The organism is Streptomyces sp. NPDC045956 (assembly GCF_056430705.1).
On sequence record NZ_JBWKKZ010000010.1, the window covers coordinates 222,699 to 245,366 of the forward strand.

At 75.2% G+C, this 22,668-nt stretch carries 7 protein-coding genes; all 7 read right to left on the reverse strand.

Going from position 1 to position 22,668, the window contains the following annotated elements; all coding sequences use genetic code 11:
- Positions 1–6: 6 nt before the first annotated feature.
- Positions 7–17,286, reverse strand: a complete 17,280-nt coding sequence (locus AC07FV_RS26030; RefSeq protein ID WP_479089653.1) for a type I polyketide synthase — start codon at positions 17,284–17,286, stop codon at positions 7–9.
- A gap of 229 nt (positions 17,287–17,515) precedes the next feature.
- On the reverse strand, positions 17,516–18,169 hold the full coding sequence (locus AC07FV_RS26035; protein ID WP_384694735.1) for a response regulator: 654 nt from the start codon (positions 18,167–18,169) through the stop codon (positions 17,516–17,518).
- The gene (locus AC07FV_RS26040) at positions 18,159–19,457 is read right to left on the reverse strand and encodes a sensor histidine kinase (RefSeq protein WP_479089654.1); all 1,299 of its coding nucleotides are present in this window, start codon (positions 19,455–19,457) and stop codon (positions 18,159–18,161) included. The genes AC07FV_RS26035 and AC07FV_RS26040 overlap by 11 nt, the downstream gene beginning before the upstream one ends.
- Positions 19,458–19,483: 26 nt before the next feature.
- On the reverse strand, positions 19,484–20,269 hold the full coding sequence (locus AC07FV_RS26045; protein WP_479089655.1) for an ABC transporter permease: 786 nt from the start codon (positions 20,267–20,269) through the stop codon (positions 19,484–19,486).
- Complete coding sequence (locus AC07FV_RS26050; protein WP_383635732.1) at positions 20,266–21,168, reverse strand: ABC transporter ATP-binding protein; 903 nt, start codon at positions 21,166–21,168, stop codon at positions 20,266–20,268. The genes AC07FV_RS26045 and AC07FV_RS26050 overlap by 4 nt, the downstream gene beginning before the upstream one ends.
- Before the next feature lie 156 nt (positions 21,169–21,324).
- Positions 21,325–22,059 (reverse strand): class I SAM-dependent methyltransferase, encoded by a 735-nt coding sequence (locus AC07FV_RS26055; protein ID WP_479089656.1) that lies wholly within the window; start codon positions 22,057–22,059, stop codon positions 21,325–21,327.
- Positions 22,056–22,595 carry a sugar 3,4-ketoisomerase gene (locus tag AC07FV_RS26060; RefSeq protein ID WP_479089657.1) on the reverse strand — a complete coding sequence of 180 codons (540 nt, stop codon included), beginning with the start codon at positions 22,593–22,595 and terminating at the stop codon, positions 22,056–22,058. Before AC07FV_RS26060 ends, AC07FV_RS26055 begins: the two co-directional genes overlap by 4 nt.
- Positions 22,596–22,668 lie beyond the last annotated feature (73 nt).

The window sequence follows — 22,668 nt, forward strand, 5'->3', positions numbered from 1 at the left end:
ATGGCGTCAGGACTTGCCGAATTCGTTGTGGATGAGGTCGAAGAGGTCGTCGGCGCTCGCCGAGGCCAGGTCGAGGTCCGCGGTCTCGGGCTCGGAGCGGGCGGGTGGCACGGTCGCCGCGGCGCCGAGCCGGTCGGTGAGGTCGCGCAGGCGGGCGAGGAGGACCGTCGTCTCCTCGCCGTCGAGGGGGGTCTCGGCGAGCGCCGCCTCCAGCTTCTCCAGCCGGGCGACCGCGTTCTCGCCGCCCGCCGGGGCGGTCGGGCCGCTCACGAGGAGGCCGCGCAGGTGTGCGGCGAGGGCGGCGGGGGTCGGGTGGTCGAACACCAGGGTCGCGGGCAGGGTCTGCCCGGTGGCGGCGTCGAGCAGGTTGCGCAGTTCGACGCCCATCACCGAGTCGGTGCCCAGGTCGCGGAAGTGCCGGTCCGGGTCGATGGCGGCCGGGGTGCCGTGGCCGAGGACGGCGGCGGTCCTGGAGACCACCAGGTCGACCAGGATGCGTTCCTGTTCCGCCCGCGGCGCACCGGCCAGCCGTTCGGCCAGGTCCGGCCCCTGCCGGTCGGGGGCGGGCGGCGCGGGTCTGACCGCGGCGGGCAGCAGGTCGAGCAGGCGCCCGCCGCGCCCCGCTTCCAGGAGGGGGCCGAAGCGGCTCCAGTCGATGCCGGCCACGCAGAGCGTCGTCCGCCGCTCGGCGAGGGCCGCCGCCAGCGACAGGAGGGCCTGCTCCGGCGGCAGCGGTGCGACGCCGGTGCGCTGCTGCTGCTCGCCCGCGGCCGTGCCCGCTCCCACGCCCGCTCCGGCCCAGGGTCCCCAGGCGAGCGCCGTGGCGGTGCGCCCGGCCGCTCGGCGCCGTTCGGCGAAGGCGTCCAGCGCGGCGTTGCCCGCGGCGTACGCGGCCTGGCCGAGGTTGCCGACGACCCCGGCGAAGGAGGTGTACAGCACGAACGCGTCCAGCTCATGGTCCGCGGTCAGTTCGTCGAGGTGGCGGACGGCCGCCAGGCGTGCGTGCACCGCGTCCCCGACGCGGCCCGGGGTGAGCGAGCCGATCACTCCGTCGTCCACCGTCCCCGCCGCGTGCACGACGCCGGTGAGCGGCAGCTCCTCGGGTATGGCGGCGAGTACGGCGGCGAGCGCGGCGCGGTCGGTGACCTCGCAGGCGGCGAGGGTGACGCGGCTGCCGAGGGCGGTCAGTTCGGCGGCGAGTTCGCCGGCACCGGGCGCGTCCGGGCCCCGGCGCCCGACGAGCACCAGGTGCGGGGCGCCCTGCCGGGCGAGCAGCCGGGCGGTGTGCGCGCCGAGTGCGCCGGTACCGCCGGTGACCAGCACGGTGCCGGCCGGCCGCCACTCGGCGGGCGTACGGTCCCCGTTGCCGGGGGCGCTCTCGACGAGGCGCCTGCCGAGTACACCGGTCCGGCGGATCGCCACCTGGTCCTCGTGGCCGTCGGCGCCGAGCAGCGCGGCCAGCCGTACCCCGGCCCGGTCGTCCCACTCGGCGGGGAGATCGACCAGGCCGCCCCAGCCTCGGGGCATCTCCAGGGCCGCGACCCTGCCGAAGCCCCAGACGGCCGCCTGGTCGGGGTCCGGCCCCGGGTCGTCCGTGGAGACCCGTACCGCGCCGCGGGTGGCGCACCAGAGCGGGCCCGTCACCGCGGCGTCGTCGAGCGCCTGGACGAGGGCCACCACGGAGGGCAGGGCGTCGGAGCCCGCGGCGGGCGGCAGAGCCAGCACACCGGCCGGGACGCTCTTTGCCGTCGCGGCGCGGAGCCGGGTCGCGAGGGTGGCGCGGTCGGTGTCTCCGGGGACGACGCGGGTACGTGCGCCGGCGCGGTGCAGCGCGCGGCTGATGTCGTCGGTGCCGACATCGGCGCCGCCGTCCTCGCCGGGCGGCGTGACCAGGAACCACGTGCCGGTCGGGCGGGCGGTTTCCTCGGTCACCGGGACCCAGCGGACCTCGTACCGCCCCTCTCCGTAAGCGGTGCGGTGCCCGGCCGGGACGGCTTCGGGCCAGAAGCGGGTGTGCTGGAAGGGGTAGGGCGGCAGGGTGACGGGCGGGGCCGCGGGGAACACCGCCGCCAGGTCCACCGCCATCCCCCCGACCCACAGCCGCGCGACGGCCGCGAACAGGGACTCCACCTCGGGACGGCGGCGGCGCATCGCGGGCACCGCACCGGGGACGAGGCCGCTGAGGACGCCGTCGGGGCCGAGTTCCAGGAAGCGGGTGGCGCCGGCCTCGTGAGCACGGCCGAGGGCGTCGGCGAAGCGGACCGGCTCGCGCACCTGACCCACCCAGTACTCGGGGGTGGCCAGGTCACCCGGGGCGGTGGTGAGGACCGGGATCTGCGGGGCGTGGTACGTCAACGCCTCCGCGACGGCCGCGAAGTCGGCCAGCATCGGCTCCATCAGGCGGGAGTGGAAGGCATGCGAGACCGCGAGGCGCTTCACCCGCACACCTTGTGCCCGCAGCCGCTCCTCCAGCTCCGCGACCGCTGCCGCCTCACCGGAGACCGTCACCGACGTGGGCCCGTTGACCGCCGCCAGGTCCACCCCGTCGGGCAGCTCCAGGTCCTCCTCGGCCACCTCCACGGCCAGCATCGCCCCGCCCTCGGGCAAGGCGTCCATCAACCGCCCCCGCGCCGAGACCAGAGCGCAGGCATCCTCCAGCGACAACACCCCCGCCACATGCGCCGCCGCCAGCTCACCGATCGAGTGCCCCACCAGCACGTCCGGGACCACACCCCAGGACTCCAGCAGCCGGAACAGCGCCACCTCCAGCGCGAACAGCCCCGCCTGCGCATAGACCGTCCGCTCCAGCAGCCCGGCATCCTCGCCGAACACCACCTCACGCAACGGACGTTCGAGGTCCACCCGCGCACACACCGCGTCGAAGGCATCCGCGAACACCGGAAACGCCTCGTACAGCTCCCGGCCCATCCCCGGCCGCTGCGAACCCTGACCCGAGAACAGCAGCGCCGTGGATCCCTCACGCGCTGTTCCTCGGACGGCTCTGGGGGACGGCTCGTCCGTCGTCAGCGCCGTCAGGCCCTCGGCGTACCCCGCGACGTCCTCGGCGAGCACGACGGCGCGGTGTGCCAGGCCGAGGCCGGTCGTGGCGAGTGCCCGGCCCGCCGCGACACCAGACACGCCGGGGTCGTCGCAGAGCGCCAGGAGCCCCTTGGCCCGCGCGTTCAGCGCCGCGCCGGAGTGGGCCGAGAACGCCCACGGCAGTACGGAGTCCTGGGCCGGCGCCGAAGGTACGGCGACATCGGCCTGTTCCAGGACGACGTGGGCGTTCGTGCCGCTGATCCCGAACGAGGAGACCCCTGCCCGACGCGGCCGGTCGGCCCGGGGCGTCCACGCGGTGGCCTCGGTGAGGAGGCGCAGGCTGCCCGCGTCCCAGTCGACCGACGGTGACGGTTTCGCCGCGTGCAGGGTGCGGGGCAGCTCGCCGTGGTCCATCGCCAGCAGCATCTTGATGACGCCGGCGATGCCCGCGGCCGCCTGGGTGTGCCCGATGTTGGACTTCACCGACCCCAGATGGAGGGGTTCCGAGCGGTCCTTGCCGTACGTCGCGAGCAGCGCCTCGGCCTCGATCGGGTCGCCGAGCCTCGTACCGGTGCCGTGTGCCTCCACCGCGTCGACCTCCGAGGGCCACAGCCCGGCCGAGTTCAGCGCGGCGCGGATCACCCGCTGCTGCGCGGGGCCGTTCGGCGCGGTCAGGCCGTTGGACGCGCCGTCCTGGTTGACCGCGCTGCCCCGCAGCAGCCCGAGCACGCGGTGGCCCTGGGCCCGGGCGTCCGAGAGCCGCTCCAGCAGCACCAGCCCGGCGCCCTCGCCCCAGCCGGTGCCGTCCGCGTCGGCCGAGAACGCCTTGCAGCGCCCGTCGGCCGCCAGGCCGCGCTGGTGGGCGAACTCCAGGAACGCGGTGGGCGCGGCCATGACCGTGACACCGCCGGCGAGTGCCATCGAGCACTCCCCCGTCCGCAGTGACTGCGCCGCGAGGTGCAGGGCGACCAGCGACGACGAGCAGGCGGTGTCCACCGTGACGGCCGGGCCCTCCAGCCCGTACGTGTAGGAGATCCGGCCGGACAGCACGCTGGCCGCGCTGCCGGTGGCCACATGGCCCTCCAGCCCGGATCCGGTGGTGGGGAACAGCCCGGCGTAGTCCTGGCCGTTCGTGCCCACGAAGACGCCGACGCGGCTGCCCTGGAGGGCGGCGGGGTCCAGACCGGCCCGTTCGAAGGTCTCCCAGGAGATCTCCAGCATCAGCCGCTGCTGCGGGTCCATGGCCTGCGCCTCGCGGGGGGAGACGCCGAACAGGTCCGCGTCGAAACCGGCCGCGTCGGGCAGGAAGCCACCGCGACGCGCGAAGTCGGGGGCGCCGCGCAGGTCCCAGCCCCGGTCGACGGGGAAGTCGCCCACCAGGTCGAGACCTCGGGAGAGCAGCTCCCAGAACTCCTCCGGGGTGGCCGCGCCGGGGAACCGGCAGCCCATCGCCACGATGGCGACGGGGTCCTCGGGCGCGGCGGGCGCCGGGAGGCCAGGGGTCGCGGTGGCGGCCGTCCCGGCACCGCCGGTCAGTTCGGCGCGCAGCCGGGTGGCGAGGGCGGCCGGAGTGGGGTGGTCGAAGATCAGGCCCGCCGGGAGCGGGAGCCCGGTGGCAGCCCGCAGGGCGTTGCGCAACTCGACGGCGGTGAGTGAGTCGAAGCCCAGGTCGCGGAAGGCCTTGTCGGGCGCGACGGTGGCCGCCGTGCCGTGGCCCAGCACGAAGGCCGCCAGGGTGCGTACCAGTTCCTCGGTGATCCGGCGTCGCTCGCCCTCACCGGCGGCCGCGAGGCGCGCCGCGAGGCCGGTGGCGTCGCCGGAGTCGTCGGCACCGTCCGGTGTGTCGGCGGGGACGAGTTCGCGCAGCAGCGGGCTGGGGCGTGCCGCGGTGAAGCCGGTGGCGAACCGCCTCCAGTCGACGTCCGCGACGACGACGGCGGCGTCGGCCGTCCCGTCGCCGTCCGGGACCGCGGCGCCGAGCATCCGGCCGAGGACGGTGACGGCGAGGTCCGGTGGCAGGGGGGTCAGTCCGGAACGGCGCAGCCGCTGGGTGAGCGCCTCGTCCTCGGCCATGCCGGTCTCCGCCCACGGCCCCCAGCCGATCGACGTGGCGGGCAGCCCCTGGGCGCGACGGCGCTCGGCCAGTGCGTCGAGGTGGGCGTTGGCGGCGGCGTAGTTGGCCTGGCCCGCCGTGCCGACGGCACCCGTGAACGACGAGAAGAGGACGAAGGCGTCGAGCGGGAGGTCGCGGGTGAGGGCGTCGAGGTTCTCGGCGGCCAGGGTCTTGGCCCGGAGCACCTGTTCGAAACGTTCGGGCGTCAGGCCGTCGAGCACGCCGTCGTCCAGCACACCGGCCGCGTGCACGACGGCGGTGAGCCGGTGCTCCTCCGGTATCCCGGCGAGCAGGGCGGCGAGCGCGTCGTGGTCGGCCGCGTCGCAGGCCACGGCCGTCACCGTGGTGCCCGCCGCCGCCAGTTCGGCGGCCAGTTCCGCGACGCCGGGCGCGTCGGGTCCGCGCCTGCTGACGAGCAGCAGCCGGCTGTGGCCGCGCGCGGCGAGCAGGCGGGCCACCTGGGCACCGAGCGCGCCGGTCCCGCCGGTGACCAGCACGGTGCCGCCGGTGCGGGGCACGGGGGCCGCGGCCGGGGAGACCGGCGCGGCCGCGACGAGACGGCGGGCGAAGACGCCTTCGGCCCGGATCGCCACCTGGTCCTCTCCGTCGCCGGCGCGTGCGCCGCCGGCAGCGAGGACGGCGCAGAGCCGGTTCCCCGCACGGGCGTCCAGGATCTCGGGCAGGTCGATCAGCCCGCCCCAGACGTGCGGGAGTTCGAGGGCGGCGCCCCGGCCGAATCCCCAGACTTGGGCTTGCGCGGGGTCGGGTGGGGCGTCGGAGCGGCCGGTCGCGACCGCACCCCGGGTGACGGTCCACAGCGGGACGTCGGTGTCGGCGCACGCCTGGGTGAGCGCCAGGGTGGCGGCCAGTCCCCGGCCGAGGGCCGCCCCCGTGCGCGAGACACGGGTGTCGGTTCCCAGCAGCGAGACGACGCCCGCGAGTTCGCCGCAGGAGCGCAACCGGTCGGCGAGCGCGGTCCGGTCGGCGAGCGCGATCCGGTCGGCGAGCGCGATCCGGTCGGTGCCGGGGGCCGGGAGGGCGAGCACGGTGGCACCGCCGCGGCGCAGCGCGTCGGCGACCTGCGCGTCCAAAACGTCCAGCGCGTCCGCGCCGACCGGGGTGTCGGCGTTGACCGGGGTGTCTGCGCCGACCGGGTTGTCCGGGCCGACCGGGTTGTCCGGGCCGATGACGAGCCAGACACCGTCGAGCACGGTGGGTGCCGGAGCGACGGGCCGCCAGACCGCCCGGTAGTACCAGGAACCGACAGCCGCCTCGGTGCGCCGGCGGTCGTGCCAGGACGCGAGGTGCGGCATCAGGTCGGCCAGTCCGCGCCGTGCTTCGTCGTCGGGCAGGCCCAGGGTGTCGGCGAGCCGGTCGACCTCGCGCCCGGCGACGGCCGTCCAGAATCCGGCCTCGTCCCGTTCCCGGGGGGCCGTGCCGCCGCCGTCGGCCGCGGTGTCGGGCCAGTAGCGCCGGCGCTGGAAGGCGTAGGTCGGCAACTCGACGGCCTGGCCCCCGAGCGGCGCGAAGTACCGGTGCCAGGCGACATCGGCGCCGTGTACGTACATCTCGGCGACGCCGCGCAGCAGCGTGGTGTGCTCGTCGTGGCCGGAACGCAGGGCGGGGACGGCGGTGACGTCCTCGGTGAGGTGCGCGACGAGGGCGGACAGGGGGCCGTCGGGGCCGAGTTCCAGGAAGCGGGTGGCGCCGGCCACGTGAGCACGGCGCACCGCGTCGGCGAAACGGACGGGCTCGCGCACCTGACCCACCCAGTACTCGGGAGTGGCCAGGTCGCCGGGGGCGGTGGTGTCCACCGGGATCTGCGGGGCGTGGAAGGTCAACGACTCCGCGACGGCCGCGAAGTCGGCCAGCATCGGCTCCATCAGGCGGGAGTGGAAGGCGTGCGAGACCGCCAGCCGCTTCACCCGCACACTCTGCGCCCGGAGCCGCTCCTCCAGCCCCGCGAGGGCCTCCGCCGCACCCGACACCGTCACCGACGTGGGCCCGTTCACCGCCGCCAGGTCCACCCCGTCCGGCAGCTCCAGATCCTCCTCGGCCACCTCCACGGCCAGCATCGCCCCACCCTCGGGCAACGCGTCCATCAACCGCCCCCGCGCCGACACCAGCACGCAGGCATCCTCCAGCGACAACACCCCCGCGCAGTGCGCCGCGGCCATCTCCCCCACCGAATGGCCCACCAGCACATCCGGCACCACACCCCACGACTCCACCAGCCGGAACAGCGCCACTTCCAACGCGAACAAACCCGCCTGCGCGAACACCGTCCGCTCCAGCAACCCGGTGTCCTCGCCGAACACCACCTCACGCAACGGACGCCCCACGTCCACCCGGGCGCACACCCCGTCGAAGGCATCCGCGAACACCGGGAACGCCTCGTACAGTTCCCGGCCCATCCCCACGCGCTGCGACCCCTGACCGGTGAACAGGAAACCCGTACGCCCGGGCGCGGCGGCTCCGCCCGGCGCGTTGCCGCGTCCCGCCGCCAGCGCGTCCAGTGCGCGCAGCAGTTCCTCGCGCCCCGTCCCCAGCACCACCGCGCGGTGCTCCAGTGCCGCGCGCCGGGTCGCCAGGGAGAGCCCGATGCCGACAGGCTCCTCGGCCGCGGCCGTTTCGCGCAGCCGGGCCGCCTGGGCGCGCAGGCCCTCCGGCGAGGCACCGCTCAGCACCCAGGGCACGAGCGTGTCCGGCCCTCGGGTGTCCCGACGGGGGGCCCGTCCGTCCTCGTCCGGTGCCTGTTCGATCACGGTGTGTGCGTTGGTGCCGCTGATCCCGAACGACGAGACCGCCGCGCGGCGGGGTCGCCCGGCCGACGGCCATGCCCGCTCCTCGGTGAGCAGTTCCACCGCTCCCGCCGACCAGTCCACGTGCGACGAGGGCTCGTCGGCGTGCAAGGTGCGGGGCAGCACGCCGTGGCGCAGCGCCAGGATCGTCTTGATGATGCCGCCGACGCCCGCCGCCGCCTGGGTGTGCCCGATGTTGGACTTCAACGACCCCAGCCACAGCGGCCGTTCCGCGTCCCGCCCCTGTCCGTACGTGGCCAGCAGCGCCTCCGCCTCGACCGGGTCGCCCAGCTTCGTGCCGGTACCGTGCGCCTCCACCATGTCCACGTCGCCGGGGGCCAGGCCGGCGTCGGCGAGAGCGGCGCGGATGACCCGCTGCTGCGAGGGGCCGTTCGGCGCCGTGAGGCCGTTGGACGCGCCGTCCTGGTTGACGGCCGAGCCGCGTACCACCGCGAGGACGGTGTGCCCGTGGCGTCGCGCGTCGGACAGCCGCTCCACCAGCAGCACGCCGGCGCCCTCCGACCAGCCGGTGCCGTCCGCGTCCGCCGAGAAGGACTTGCAGCGGCCGTCGGGCGCGAGTCCCCGCTGCTTGCTGAAGTCCACGAACACGCCGGGTGCGGACATCACGGTGACGCCGCCGACGACGGCCATCGAGCACTCGCCCGCACGCAGTGACCTGGCGGCCAGGTGCAGCGCCACCAGGGACGACGAGCACGCCGTGTCCACCGTCACGGCCGGGCCCTCCAGGCCGTACGTGTAGGCGATCCGGCCGGACACCACGCTGCCGGCGCCCCCGGTGGCCCGGTAGCCCTCGGTCTCGGGAAGGGCCTCGGCGGCCTGCGCGTAGTCGTGGTACATGACGCCGGCGAAGACACCGGTGTCGCTGCCGCGCAGGCCGGCCGGGTCGATGCCGGCCCGCTCGAAGGCCTCCCAGGACAGCTCCAGCAGAAGCCGCTGCTGGGGGTCCATCGCCAGCGCCTCGCGCGGCGAGATGCCGAACAGCTCCGCGTCGAAGTCGGCGGCGTCGTGCAGGAAGCCGCCGTGCCGTGCGTAGGTGGTGCCAGGGCTGGACGGGTCGGGGTCGTAGAGGCGCGCGAGGTCCCAGCCGCGGTCGGTGGGGAAGCCGGTGATGCCGTCGCGGCCCTCCCGGACCATCCGCCACAGTTCCTCGGGGCCGTCCACACCGCCCGGGTAGCGGCAGCTCATCGCGACGACGGCGATCGGCTCGTCCGCGGCGGCGTTCCGCGAGCGCGGTACGGCCGTGGCCGCGGTGGTGCCGCTCAGCTCCTCGCAGAGGTGGGCGGTGAGCGCGGCGGGGCTGGGGTGGGAGAAGACCAGGGTGGCGGCCAGCCGCAGCCCGGTGGCGGCGGCCAGCCGGTTGCGCAGTTCGACACCGGTGAGGGAGTCGAAACCGAGGTCCTTGAAGGTGCGGCCGGTGTCCACTCCGGTACCGGAGGAGTGGCCCAGAACGGCCGCGACGGTCGTCCGTACCAGCTCCTCCACGGCGCGCGTCCGTTCGGGAGCGGGCAGTGCGGCGAGGCCGTCGGCGTCCGCCGACGACCGGGCGGCGGCCGAACGGAGCACGGGCCGCGCCAGGTGCCGCAGCAGCGGCGGTACGTAGTCGTCGCCGGGGGCCGGTTCGGCGGCCGTGGCCAGTACGTGGGCGGGCCCGGCGGTCACGGCCGCGTCGAGCAGCCGCACACCCCGGTCGGGGTCGAGCGCGCCGCCCAGCCCGGCGAAGCGCGCACGGTCCGTCGTACCGAGTCCGGCGGCCATGCCCTCGGTGCCGCCCCACAGCCCCCAGCCCACCGACACGGCGGGCAGGTGCTCGGCGCGCCGGCGGGCGGCGAGCCCGTCGAGGAAGGCGTTGGCCGCCGCGTACGACGCCTGGCCGGCGGTGCCGAAGGAAGCGGCCACGGACGAGAACAGGACGAAGGAGGTGAGGCCGAGGTCGCGGGTCGCCTCGTCGAGGAGGGCGGCCGCCTCGGCCTTGGGGCGCAGCACCGCGGCGGCGCGTTCGGGGGTCAGCCAGGTGAGCAGGCCGTCGTCGAGGACGCCCGCGGTGTGGACGACGGAGGTGACGGGGTGGCCGGCGAGCACCCGGTCGAGGTCGCCCCGGTCGGCGGCGTCACCGGCGACGACCACCACGGTGGCGCCCAGCGCGGTCAGTTCGGCGGCGAGGGCGGCGGCACCCGGCGCGTCGGGGCCGCGCCGGCTGAGCAGCACCAGACCCGCGACCTCGTGCGCGGAGACCAGGTGGCGGGCGACGCGGGCGCCGAGCGCCCCCGTACCGCCCGTGATCAGGACGGTGTCGTGCGGGCCCCACGGCGGGTTGGCTCCGGCCCGCAGCCGGGACGCGCGCGGGGTCAGCGGGGTGCCGGCGCGGAGGGCGGCCTGGGGGACGTGTGCGGGCAGGCCCGCGGCGAGGGCGGCGGCCGACGCGGCCGTGCCGTCCAGGTCCACGAGGCCGAACCGGCCCGGGTGTTCGGCCTGCGCGGACCGCAGCAGGCCCCAGACCGCGGCGGCGGCGGGATCGACGCTCTCACCGTCGGCCGTGGCGACGGCGTTCCGGGTGACGACCAGCAGCCGGCTGCCGGAGCGGCGCTCGTCGTCCGCCCAGTCGCGCACCAGACGGAGTACGGCAGCGACCGTGTCGTGGGTGCGCCGAGCGAGGGCCGCGCCGGTCGCGGACGGTTCGGGACCGGCGCCCACGCAGGCGAGCACCGTGCCGGGCACGGCCGCCACGTCCGCCAGGGCTGCCGGGCCGGGGAAGGAGCCCGCCGCGACGACCGTGTGGAGGAGGTCGGTGGGGCCCACCGGTACGGCGGCGAACGGCACTTCGCGTTCCCCGTCGCCGGCGGGGGTCCAGTCGACGCCGTGGAGCACCCCGGAGGCCGTGTCGCCCAGCCGGTCGGCGGTCACGGGCCGGAAGGCGAGCGACCGCACCGTCAGCACGGGCGCGCCCGCCGGGTCGGCGAGGCGGACCGCGTACTCGTCGGCACCGCGCCGGGTCAGGGTGACGCGCAGCGCGGTGGCGTCGAGGGCGTGCCGGGTCACGCCGGACCAGGCGAACGGCAGCAGGGTCGCGCCGTCCTCGCGGAGCAGGCCGGTGGCACCGAGCGCGTGGAGCGCGGCGTCGTACAGCGGGGCCTGCGGCCCTTCGGGCAGCTCGACCTCCGCGTACACGGTGTCCCCGTCGCGCCAGGCGGCGCGCAGGCCCCGGAAGGCGGGGCCGTAGGAGAGTCCCGCGGCCGCGAGCGCGTCGTAACCGGGTGCGGTGGCCGTACCCGCGGGGTGCCAGGGGTCGGGTGTCCCGGGGGCGTCCACCAGCGGGTGGACCGGCTCCAGGACGCCGGCGGCGTGGGTGGTCCAGAGCGCACCGGGATCACCGTCGGGACGGCTGTGGATCTCGACGGTCCGGGCGGCCACGGTCATCTGGAGCTGGACGGCGCCCTGTTCGGGCAGGAGCAGGGGCTCACGCAGGGTCAGCTCGGCGAGCCCCGGCAGCCCGGCGCCGGCTCCCGCGTGGAGGGCGAGATCGACGAGGGCGGTTCCGGGCAGCACGACCCGGCCGTGGACCATGTGGTCGGCCAGCCAGGGGTGGGTGGCGAGACCGACGACGCCGGTCCATACCAGCCCGCCGTCGCCCGCCAGGGGCACGACGGCGCCCAGCAGCGGATGGCCGGCCGTGTCCACGCCCGCGGCGGCGAGCGCGGTGGTGGAGGCGGTCCGGGGGGTCCAGTAGCGGGTGCGCTGGAAGGCGTAGGAGGGCAGTTCCACGAGGCGGGAGGCGCCCGTACCCGCGACGGCCGCCCAGTCCAGTGGCACGCCGTGGGTCCACAGCACCGCGGCGGCTTGGGCGGGCCCGGTGCCGTCCTGGCCGCGACGCAGCAGCGGTACGGCGACAGCCTCCTCCAGGAGGGCCGGGGCGAGGGCGGACAGCACCCCGTCGGGGCCGAGTTCCAGGAAGGTCCGCACCTCGGGGAGCGAGGCGAGTGCGTCGGCGAACCGGACGGGCTCGCGTATCTGCCCCACCCAGTACTCCGGGGTGTCGATCGCACCGGGGGCCGTGGTGCGGACCGGGATCCGCGGGGCGTGGTACGTCAACGACTCCGCGACGGCAGCGAACTCCGCCAGCATCGGCTCCATCAGGCGGGAGTGGAAGGCGTGCGAGACCGCGAGCCGCTTGACGCGTACCTCCCGCGCCCGCAGCCGCTCCTCCAGCTCCGCGACCGCCTCCGCATCGCCCGAAACCGTCACCGAGGTGGGCCCGTTGACCGCCGCCAGGTCCACCCCTTCAGGCAGCTCCAGATCCTCCTCGGCCACCTCCACCGCCAGCATCGCCCCACCCTCGGGCAACGCGTCCATCAGACGCCCCCGCGCCGACACCAGAGCGCAGGCGTCGTCGAGCGAGAGCACTCCCGCGCAGTGCGCCGCCGCCAGCTCACCGATGGAATGCCCCACCAGCACGTCCGGGACCACACCCCAGGACTCCACCAGCCGGAACAGCGCCACCTCCAGCGCGAACAACCCCGCCTGCGCATAGACGGTCCGCTCCAGCAGCCCCTCGTCCTCGCCGAACACCACCTCCCGCAACGGACGCCCCACAGAAACCCGCGCACACACCGCGTCGAAGGCCTCCGCGAACACCGGAAACGCCTCATACAGATCCCGGCCCATCCCCAACCGCTGCGAACCCTGACCGGTGAACAGGAACCCCGTGCGCCCGGGCGACGCGACACCGTGCAGCACGCCGGCCGCCTCGTGGCCCTCCGCCACCGCGTCCAGGCGGGCCGCCAGTTCCTCACGGTCGGCCGCGAAGAGGGCCGCGCGGTGGTCCAGGGGGAAGCGGGTGGTCGCCGCCGACCGGGCGATCGCGGCAAGGGGTACGGACGGTTCGGCGTCCAGGAAGGCGCGCAGCCGGGCCGCCTGGGCGCGCAGGGCGGCGGCCCCCTGCCCGGAGAGGAGTACGGGCAGTGCCAGGCGGGGCTCGGGTTCCTCCTCGTCCGGGACGGCCGGTTCGGGTGCCGCCTCGATGACCGCGTGTGCGTTGGTGCCGCTGATGCCGAACGAGGAGACACCCGCCCGGTACGGCCGGTCCGCGGGGGGCAGGGTCACGTTCTCGGTGAGCAGCCGCACGGCACCCGCCGACCAGTCCACGTGCGGCGTCGGCTCGTCGGCGTGCAGGGTGCGGGGCAGCACGCCGTGCCGCAGCGCCAGGACCGTCTTGATGACGCCGGCGACACCGGCGGCGGACTGGGTGTGCCCGACGTTGGACTTCAACGACCCGAGCCACAGCGGCCGTTCCGGGTCCCGGTCCTGCCCGTACGTGGCCAGCAGCGCCTGCGCCTCGATCGGGTCGCCCAGCCGTGTCCCGGTGCCGTGCGCCTCCACCACGTCCACGTCGGAGGGTTCCAGACCGGCCGCGTCGAGGGCCGCCCGGATGACCCGCCGCTGGGCCAGGCCGCTGGGTGCGGTCAGCCCGTTGGAGGCCCCGTCGGAGTTGACGGCGGATCCCCGCAGCACGGCCAGCACGTGCTGCCCGTCGGCCAGCGCGTCGGACCGGCGGCGCAGGACGAGCATGCCCGCGCCCTCGGACCACCCGGTGCCGTCGGCACGTGCTCCGAACGCCTTGCAGCGGCCGTCCGGGGAGAGGCCGTCCTGCCGCGCGAACTCGACGAGGACACCGGGCGTCGCCATCAGGGTGACGCCACCCGCCAGGGCCGTGGAACACTCCCCCGCGCGCAGCGACTGCGCCGCCAGGTGCAGCGCCACCAGCGACGACGAACACGCGGTGTCCACGGTCACCGCCGGGCCGTCGAACGCGAAGGCGTAGGCGATCCGGCCGGAGGCGACGCTGGCGGTCGTACCGGTCAGCAGGTAGCCCTCGGAACTCTCGGCGGGCTCGTGCATCCGGGGGCCGTAGTCCTGCGCGGTGGCTCCGACGAAGACGCCGGTGCGGCTGCCGCGCACGTCGGCCGGGTCGGTGCCGAGCCGCTCCAGCGCCTCCCACGTGACCTCGAGGAGCAGCCGCTGCTGCGGGTCCATGGCGACGGCCTCGCGGGGCGAGATGCCGAAGAGCCCGGCGTCGAAGCCCGCGATGTCGTCCAGGAACCCGCCGGCCGTGGGAAGCGCGGTGTCCAGGGCGGCGAGGGCGGACTGCCAGCCCCGGTCCTCGGGAAGGCCGGTCAGTACCTCGCGGCCCTCGCTCAGCGCCTCCCACAGTGCCGCGGGCGAGTCGATGCCGCCGGGGAAGCGGCAGGCCATGGAGACGATGACGACGGGGTCGTCGGCGTCGGCGGGCTGCGGGGCGGGCGTGGCGCGGGAGGGGCGGGGGGCGTCCTCACCGCGCAGCGCGTCGCACAGGTGGCGGGCGGCCGCGGCCGGGGTGGGGTGGTCGAAGAGGAAGGTGGGCGGCAGGGAGAGCCCGGTGGCCGCGGCGAGCCGCGTCCGCAGCTCGACCAGGGTCAGGGAGGCGATCCCGAGGGCCTTGAAGGTCTGTTCCGGGTCCACGTCCCCGGCCGCGGCGAACCCGCCGACCACGGCGGCGTGGGACCGGATCAGCTCGCGCACCGTGCTGCGGGCGGACTGCGGCGAGAGGGCGCGCAGCCGGTCGCGCAGTGAGTCGTCCGGGGCGGCGGCCGTGTCCGGTTCGGCGCCGGTGGCCGGGTCGGCGGCGTTCCGGACGGGCTCGCCGGTGCCGTTCCAGGACGCCGCGGCCTCGCCGGGCCGCCAGTGGCGCTCCCGCTGGAAGGCGTACGTGGGCAGGTCCACGACCGTGCCCGGCGGGGCGGGCAGCCGGACGTCGCGGCCGTGGGCGAGCAGTTCGGCGGCGGAGCCCAGCAGCCGCGCGCGGCCCCCTTCGCCGCGCCGCAGCGAGCCGACCACCGCGGTGTCGGGCGCGTCCAGCTCGGCCAGGGTGTCGCGTACGGCGGCCAGCAGCACCGGGTGCGGGGTGGCCTCGACGATGAAGCGGAAGTCCTCGTCGGCGAGCCGCCGGACGGCGGCGGCGAACTCGACGGTGGACCGAAGGTTCCGGTACCAGTAGGCGGCGTCCAGGCCGGCCGTGTCGGTCCACTCGCCGGTGACGGTGGAGAGGAACGGCACCTCGGACGTCCGGGGTTCGATGTCCGCGAGCGCGGTCAGCAGCTCGTCCCGGATCAGCTCGACGTGCGAGGAGTGCGAGGCGTAGTCCACCGGTACGCGCCTGGTCTCGACGCCGTACGCGACGCACCGTGCCGCGAAGTCGTCGAGGGCGTCGACCGGCCCCGAGACCACGACCGCGGTGGGTCCGTTGTCGGCGGCGATCGAGAGGGCGGGTGCGGTCTCCAGCCACGGGCGGACCCGTGCCGCCCCGGCCTGCACGGACAGCATCCCGCCCGATCCGGCCAGGGCGCCGATGGCGCGGCTGCGCAGGGCGACCACCTTGGCCGCGTCCGGCAGCGACAGCGCGCCCGCCACGCAGGCCGCGGCGATCTCGCCCTGGGAGTGTCCGGCGACGGCGTCGGGGACGACCCCCAGTGACCGCCAGGTCTCGGCCAGCGCCACCATCACGGCGAAGAGCGCGGGCTGCACCACGTCGACCCGCTCCAGCGTGGGCGCGCCCTCGGCGCCGCGCAGGACGTCCGTCAGCGAGAAGTCGGTGTACGGGGCGAGAGCCTCGGCGCAGGCGTGGATCGTGCGGGTGAACACCTCGTCGGTGTCGAGGAGTCCGGTGGCCATGGCGGGCCACTGCGAACCCTGCCCGGAGAAGATCATGGCCAGCCGTCCGGTGCGCGCGGCACCCTCGCTGACGCCCGTCGCGGGCAGTCCGGCGGCCACTGCGGAGAGCTGGGCGAGCAGCTGCTCCCGGTCCTCGGCGAGGAGCACGGCGCGCCGGGCGAAGCGGGTGCGGGTGGTGGCCAGGGAGTGCGCCACGTCCGCCACGGCCAGGTCGGCTCCCTCCACCGCGTCCTTCAGCCGGGCGGCCTGGGCGCGCAGCGCCCGCGCGGTGTGGCCGGAGACCAGCACGGGCACGGGAGGAGTGGTCCCGTCGGCGGCCGGAGCCGGCGGTTCGGTGGCCGGCCGGGCCACCGGGTCGGGTGCGGGGCCCAGCACCAGGTGGCAGTTGGTCCCGCCCATGCCGAAGGAGCTGACCCCGACGAACCCCTCGCCGCCCAGCGGCCCCGCCTCGGTCTGCACCCGCAGGTTGAGCCGTTCCAGCGGGATACCGGCGGGCGGGGAGGCGAAGTTGAGGCTCGGGGGGACGACGCCCCGCTCGACGACGAGCGTGGCCTTCAGCAGGCCCGCGATGCCGGCCGCGCCCTCCAGGTGCCCGATGTTGGTCTTCACCGAGCCGACCGGCAGCGGCGCGGTGCGTGCGGTGCCGAGGGCGGCGCCGAGGGCGGCGGCCTCGACGGGGTCGCCGACCGGGGTGCCGGTGCCGTGCAGTTCGACGTAGCCGACGGCGTCCGGGGCGATCCCGGCGCGGGCGTGCGCGGCGCGCAGGACGGCTTCCTGGGCGGCGGCGCTGGGGGTGGTGAGACTGGGGCCGCCGCCGTCGTTGTTGACGGCGCTGCCGCGGACGACCGCGTGGATCCGGTCGCCGTCGGTGAGGGCCCGGGCCAGCGGCTTGAGGACGACGACCCCACCGCCCTCACCGCGTACGAACCCGTTGGCGCGTGCGTCGAAGGTGAAGCAGCGGCCGTCCGGGGAGAGTCCGCCGAAGCGCAGCGCGGAGACGGTGCTGTCGGGGGCCAGGACGAGGTTGACCCCACCGGCGAGGGCCAGCTCGGACTCGCCGCGCGCCAGGCTCTGGCAGGCGAGGTGGACGGAGACCAGGGAGGAGGACTGGCCGGCGTCCACGGTGAGGCTGGGGCCGTGCAGCCCGAGCGTGTAGGACAGGCGGTTGGCGATGAGGCCGCGCTGGAGTCCCGGCATGGAGTGCCGGTCGACGACCGCGTCCCCCGCACGGTGCAGGAGGGCGGCGTAGTCGTCCCAGATGGCGCCGAGGAAGACACCCGTGCGGCTGCCGCCGAGGCCGGCCGGGAGGTGCCGGGCGTCCTCCAGCGCCTCCCAGGCGAGTTCGAGAGCGAGGCGCTGCTGGGGGTCGGTGGCGGCGGCCTCGCGCGGGGACATGCCGAAGAAGCCGGCGTCGAAGTCCGCGGCCCGTTCGATGAACCCGCCGCGCGTGACCGAGGGAACGCGCGCGCGGTCGGAGGGTATGTCGGTGAGCGCGTCGGTCCCCGTGGCGAGCAGGTCCCACAGCGGTGCCGGTCCGGGCGCGCCGGGCAGCCTGCACGCGTACCCGATGATCGCGAAGGCCTCGGAACCACCGGTGTACGTATCCGACATGAATGCCCCGAAATCACTTGACGGCGCGAGATCGCCGGACCCGACCGGCCGGCTGCCAGGGCAGACGGTTGCGCGCCCACCGTGTTCCGGCCGCTCTTCCCCGGCTGAAGCACTCCGACGCTAGCCAGGGGGCCGACGAGCGGCCAACCCCTAGCCTGCGCGCCGCCGCCCCTGACCAGGCGACTAGGGGGAGGCGGCGCGGTCCGGCCCAGGGGGTACGGGGGCGTGGTCAGCCCAGGAGGCCGCGACGGTAGGCGACGGCGACCGCGGCGGCCCGGTCCCTCGCGTCCAGCTTGTCGTAGATGTGGGTCAGGTGCGTCTTGACGGTCGCCTCGCTGATGAACAGCTCGCGGGCGATCTCCCGGTTGGACGTGCCGCGCGCCACGTGCTCCAGCACTTGCAGTTCCCGGGCGGAGAGCGTGTCGTCGACCGGCCGCCGGGCGGGGCCGCGCACCGCCGTGACGAGGCGTGAGGCGACCGCCGGGGACAGTACGGTGCGGCCCTCCGCCGCCGCCCGGATGGCCGCGAACAGCTCGTCGCGCAGCGCGTCCTTCAGCAGGTACCCCGTCGCCCCGGCCTCGATGGCGGGCAGGGTGTCGGAGTCGGTGTCGTAGGTGGTGAGCACCAGCACGCGGGCCCGTGCGCCCCGCCGGGTCAGCTCGGCGATGGCCTCCACGCCGCTGCCGGCCGGCATGCGCAGGTCCATCAGGACGACGTCCGGGTCCATGCGCAGCGTCATCTCGACCGCTTCCGTGCCGCCGGACGCCTCTCCGAGCACGGTGAAGCCGTCCGCGGGCTCCAGCATGCCGCGCAGGCCGTCGCGCACCACCGGGTGGTCGTCGGCGATCAGCAGGGTGATCGTCCCGTTGTTCTCAGCGTCCATAGGGAACCGACGGTACGCGTGCGGACACGGCGGTGCCCAGGCCCGGCTCGGACTCCACGGTCAGCTCCCCCGCCAGCCGCTCCGCGCGGGCCCGCATGCCCTTGAGGCCGAACCCGGACGCGGTGTCGCGCTCGGGCAGGGCGGACGGGTCGAAGCCCCGGCCGTCGTCGCGCACGTCGAGCACGACCTCCTCGCCCATGTAGGAGAGGGTCACGCCGACCCGGGTGGCTCCGGCGTGGCGTGCCGTGTTGGACAGGGCCTCCGCGGCGATCCGCAGCAGCGTCCCCTGTACTTCCTCGTGCAGCGGTTCGTCGGAGCCGGTGAGGGCGAACTCGGCCTGCACCCCGGTGCGTTCGGACCAGCGGACGACGGTCTTCTTCAGCGCCTCGGGCAGGTCGTCCTCGGCCAGCGCGACGGGCGCGAGGTTGGCGACGGCCCGGCGTGCCTCGCCGAGGCTGTGCCGGGCCAGGTGCAGGGCGCGTTCGGCGTGCACGCGGGCCGGGCCCTGTTCCTGGGTGTCGGTGACGACCTGGAGCTGGGTGATGACGCCGGTCAGGTCCTGGGCGACGGTGTCGTGGATCTCCGCGGCGAGCCGGCGGCGCTCGTCCGCGATCCCGGCCTCCCTCGCCTGGAGCATCAGCTGGTCGTGCAGGGCCGCGTTCTCCACCAGGGCCCGCTCCAGCGCGATGTTGGCGTGTTCCAGCTCGCGGATGGTCTCCACCCGTTCGCGGGCGCGGTCCTCCTCCTTCTCCGTGTCCTGCTGGACGGTCAGGAAGATGCCCGTGTTGACGGCGACCAGCATGCCGTAGAACACCCAGCTCGCCGTGTCGTCGGGGGGCAGGCCCCCGATCTGCGCGCCGGCGATCGTCGCGGCGGTGGCCAGCAGGCCGAGGGGAACCCAGCGGCGGGGCACCAGGCGCTCGGTGTCGAAGCATCCGACCGCGGCGTAGAAGGCGCAGAAGGGGTTGATCCAGGCCAGGCCGAACGCCAGGACCGAGCGCAGCGCGTAGTACAGGGCGCCGGCCGGGCCGGGGCCCGGGCGGCCGCGTGCCGCGCGGTCCCACCACAGTTGCAGGGCGAGCGCCGCGGCGGCCAGTATTCCGGCCGCCGTCCACTCGGCGCCGTCCATGCCGACCAGGGACGAGGTCGCCGCGGCGAGCACCAGGCCGACGCCGAGGAGGACGGGAGGGCTGAAGCGCAGGAGCAGCCGGGGCTGCGCGGGGGGCGCGGCCTGCGGCTCGGGGACGGGGAGGGTCGCGTCGGGTGCCACGCCCTCAGTGTCGGCCATGGCACCCGGCGCGCGGGACACGTTCGTCACTCCCAGCGGAACCAGCGCGTGGCGGAAGCGGACAGCACCAGCGTCCACAGCGCCAGTACGCCGAGGTGGATCCAGTCCGGCCAGTCGCCGGCGGTGGCCTGGTTGAGGGCCTGGGCGGCGGCGCCGAAGGGCAGCGCCTCCACGATGGAGGCCATCAGGTCGGGCATCTGCTGGACGGGCATGTAGACACCGGCCGCGAGCATGGCGGGGAAGAACACCGTCAGGCTGACCGCCTGGGCGATCTTCGCGGTGGGGGACAGCGCGGAGATCAGCGCGCCGAGCGCCATCAGGCACACCACCGCCAGCAGCAGGGTCAGCGCGTAGCCCAGGACCTCGCCCGGCAGGCCGACGTCGGAGACGATGCGCCCCACCGCGAGGGTGAGCACGGCGGAGATCAGCGAGGCGACGGCGTGCAGTCCCACCTGGGCGCCGAGAACGGCGGTGGGGCGCACCGGGGTGGTGGACATCCGGCGCAGGATGCCGCGCTCGCGGTAGCCGGTGATCACCGGGGGCATGGCCATCAGACCGGCCATGATCATCGAAAGGAGTACGGCGACGGGCACGTAGGCCTCGACCGTGGTGAGACCGCCGAGTTCGTCCATGGGCTCCGTCATGGAGGGGATGAAGCCGAGGACCACCAGCAGCAGCGTGGGGAAGGCCATGACCCAGAACACCGAGCCGGGCTCGCGGAAGAACAGGAGCAGTTCGGCGCGGAGCACGGCCCGCCCGGGGCGGGGCGTGGCGGTGGCGGAGGGTACCGGGGGTGCGGTGGCGGCGCTCATGCGTCGGCTCCCGTCAGGTTGAGGAAGGCGTCGTCGAGGGTGGAGTCGGTGACGCGCAGCTGGTGGGCGCTGACCCGGTTGCGGGCGAGCAGGGTGATCACCGCGTTCACGGTCTCGTCGGTTCCGGCGAGGGTGATCCGTCCGTCGTGGTGGGAGACGGAGGCGAGGCCCGGCAGGGCCGCGAGGACGTCCTCGTCCAGCGGGCGGGAGGGGGTGAAGGAGATGACGGTGCCGCTCGCGGACTGCGCCACCAGCCCGGACGGGGTGTCCAGTGCGGCGACCCGCCCCCGGTCGAAGATCGCGACCCGGTCGCACAGCCGCTGCGCCTCCTCCATGAAGTGCGTGACGAGGAGGATGGTGACGCCGCTCGCCCGGACCTCCTCGATCAGCGACCACACCTCGCGGCGTGCCGCCGGGTCCAGGCCGGTCGTCAGCTCGTCCAGGATGACGACCCGGGGGCTGCCGACCAGGGCGAGGGCGATGGCCAGCCGCTGCTTCTGGCCGCCGGACAGCTGGGCGAAACGGGTGTCGAGCTTCTCCTCCAGGCCGAGGCGCACGGCCAGGGTGCGCCAGTCGGCGGGGCGGGGGTAGCAGCCGGCGTAGAGCTGGAGTGCCTCGGTGACGGTGAGCTTTCCCTGCAGCTCGCTCTCCTGGAGCTGCGCGCCCACGATGAGGGTCGTCTTCGCACGGTCGGCGACCGGATCGAGACCGCACACGCGGATCGTGCCGCTGTCCGGGACGCGCAGTCCGAGGATGGACTCGACGGTGGTGGTCTTGCCGGCGCCGTTGGGTCCGAGGACCCCGAAGATCTCACCCTCCTCCACCGCGAGGGAGACGCCGTCCACGACGGGACGTCCGCCGTAGCTCTTGCGCAGGTCGCTCACTTCGATCAGAGTCATGCTTCCACCGTGCCGGGCCGGGCCCGGTCGGCACATCGCCCATCACGCTCGTCAGGGGGATCAACCGATCGGTTGATCCCCCTTACGCCCCCCTACGGGACGACCCCTACGACCCTGACGTCCGTCTCGGGGTTCTCTCGGGGGCGCGGCCGTCGGTCAGGCCGCGGGGGCGGTTCCGACGAACAGACCGCGTGGCGCGAGCGGGCGTTTCACGTACTCGACCTCGCACCCCGCGCGGGCGAAGGCGCTCTCGTACTCCTCACGGGTGAACAGCGTGGTGCGGTGCACGTCGGAGAAGTGCGTGACGCCGTCCTCCGCGGACGCCACCAGGTAGTGCACCTCCATGTGGCTGACCCCGCCGTCGCGGACGGAGTGGGACACGCGGACGTAGGTACGCCCGCCCGACTCGACCGTGTCGGTGCCCACGTAGCCCTCCAGGAAGTCCTCCGGGAGCCAGAAGGGTTCGATGACGATGACGCCGCCCGGCACGAGGTGGCGGGCGAAGCTGCGGAGGGTGGCGGTGAGTTCGTCGGGGTCGGCGCAGTACGCCACCCCGCTGAACAGGCTGACCACCGCGCCGAAGGTGCGGTCGAGGGTGAAGTCGCGCATGTCGCCCCGGTGGACGGGGACCCCGGTGTTCTTCCCGGCCAGCTGCACCATGTCCTCGGACAGGTCGAGGCCCTCGACGTGCCCGAAGGAGGCGGCGAAGCGCGCGAGGTGGTCGCCCGAGCCGCAGGCGACGTCCAGCAGCGAGTCGGCCTCCGGCAGCCGCTCCCGCACCAGGGACGTCACCAGGTCGGCCTCACCCGTGTAGTCCTTGCCCCGGCCCCGGTAGAAGGCCTCGTACATCTCGCCGCGTTCGTAGATGGTCTGGTGCCGGTCGGTCGTCACGCGTCTGCTCCCAGGGGTCGTTCGGTCGTCTGTGCGTCCAGGTGCCTCTCGCCCGGCCCGTCCGTCCCCACCAGGCCGGCGGCGGCTCCGGCACGGGGAAGGCGTACGGTCCGCACGAACTCGTCGTAGTCGTAGAGGTAGTCGTCCAGTGCGTACGGGGCCGAGGCGAGGACCAGGCAGAGCGCGTCGGGCGAGAAGCCGGCGAACTCGGTCCACACGCCGGGTTCCACGTGCAGCGCCTGGTCCGGGCGGTCCAGGCGCACCGTGGCGCGCGAGAACCCGTCGTCCACGACGACCTCGAAGGATCCGGCGGCGGCCACGATCAGTTCGTGCAGTTCCCGGTGCATGTGCAGTCCCCTGACCGCCTGCGGCGGTACTCCGTGCACGAAGAAGACCCGCTCGACCGGGAAGTCGACGTGCTGTCCCCGCTCGATCACGGTGAGGGAGCCGCGCGGGTCGGTGTTGTCCGGGAGCGTGACGAGACGGCAGCCGCGCACCGTCTTCAGGGGCGCCTCGGGGCTCTGGTCTGTGACCATGGGGGCCTTCCTCGGGTGTGGGATGTGAGCTGTCCGGGCACCCGGGCGGGCTGCGGGGCCTGGACGCCGGCTC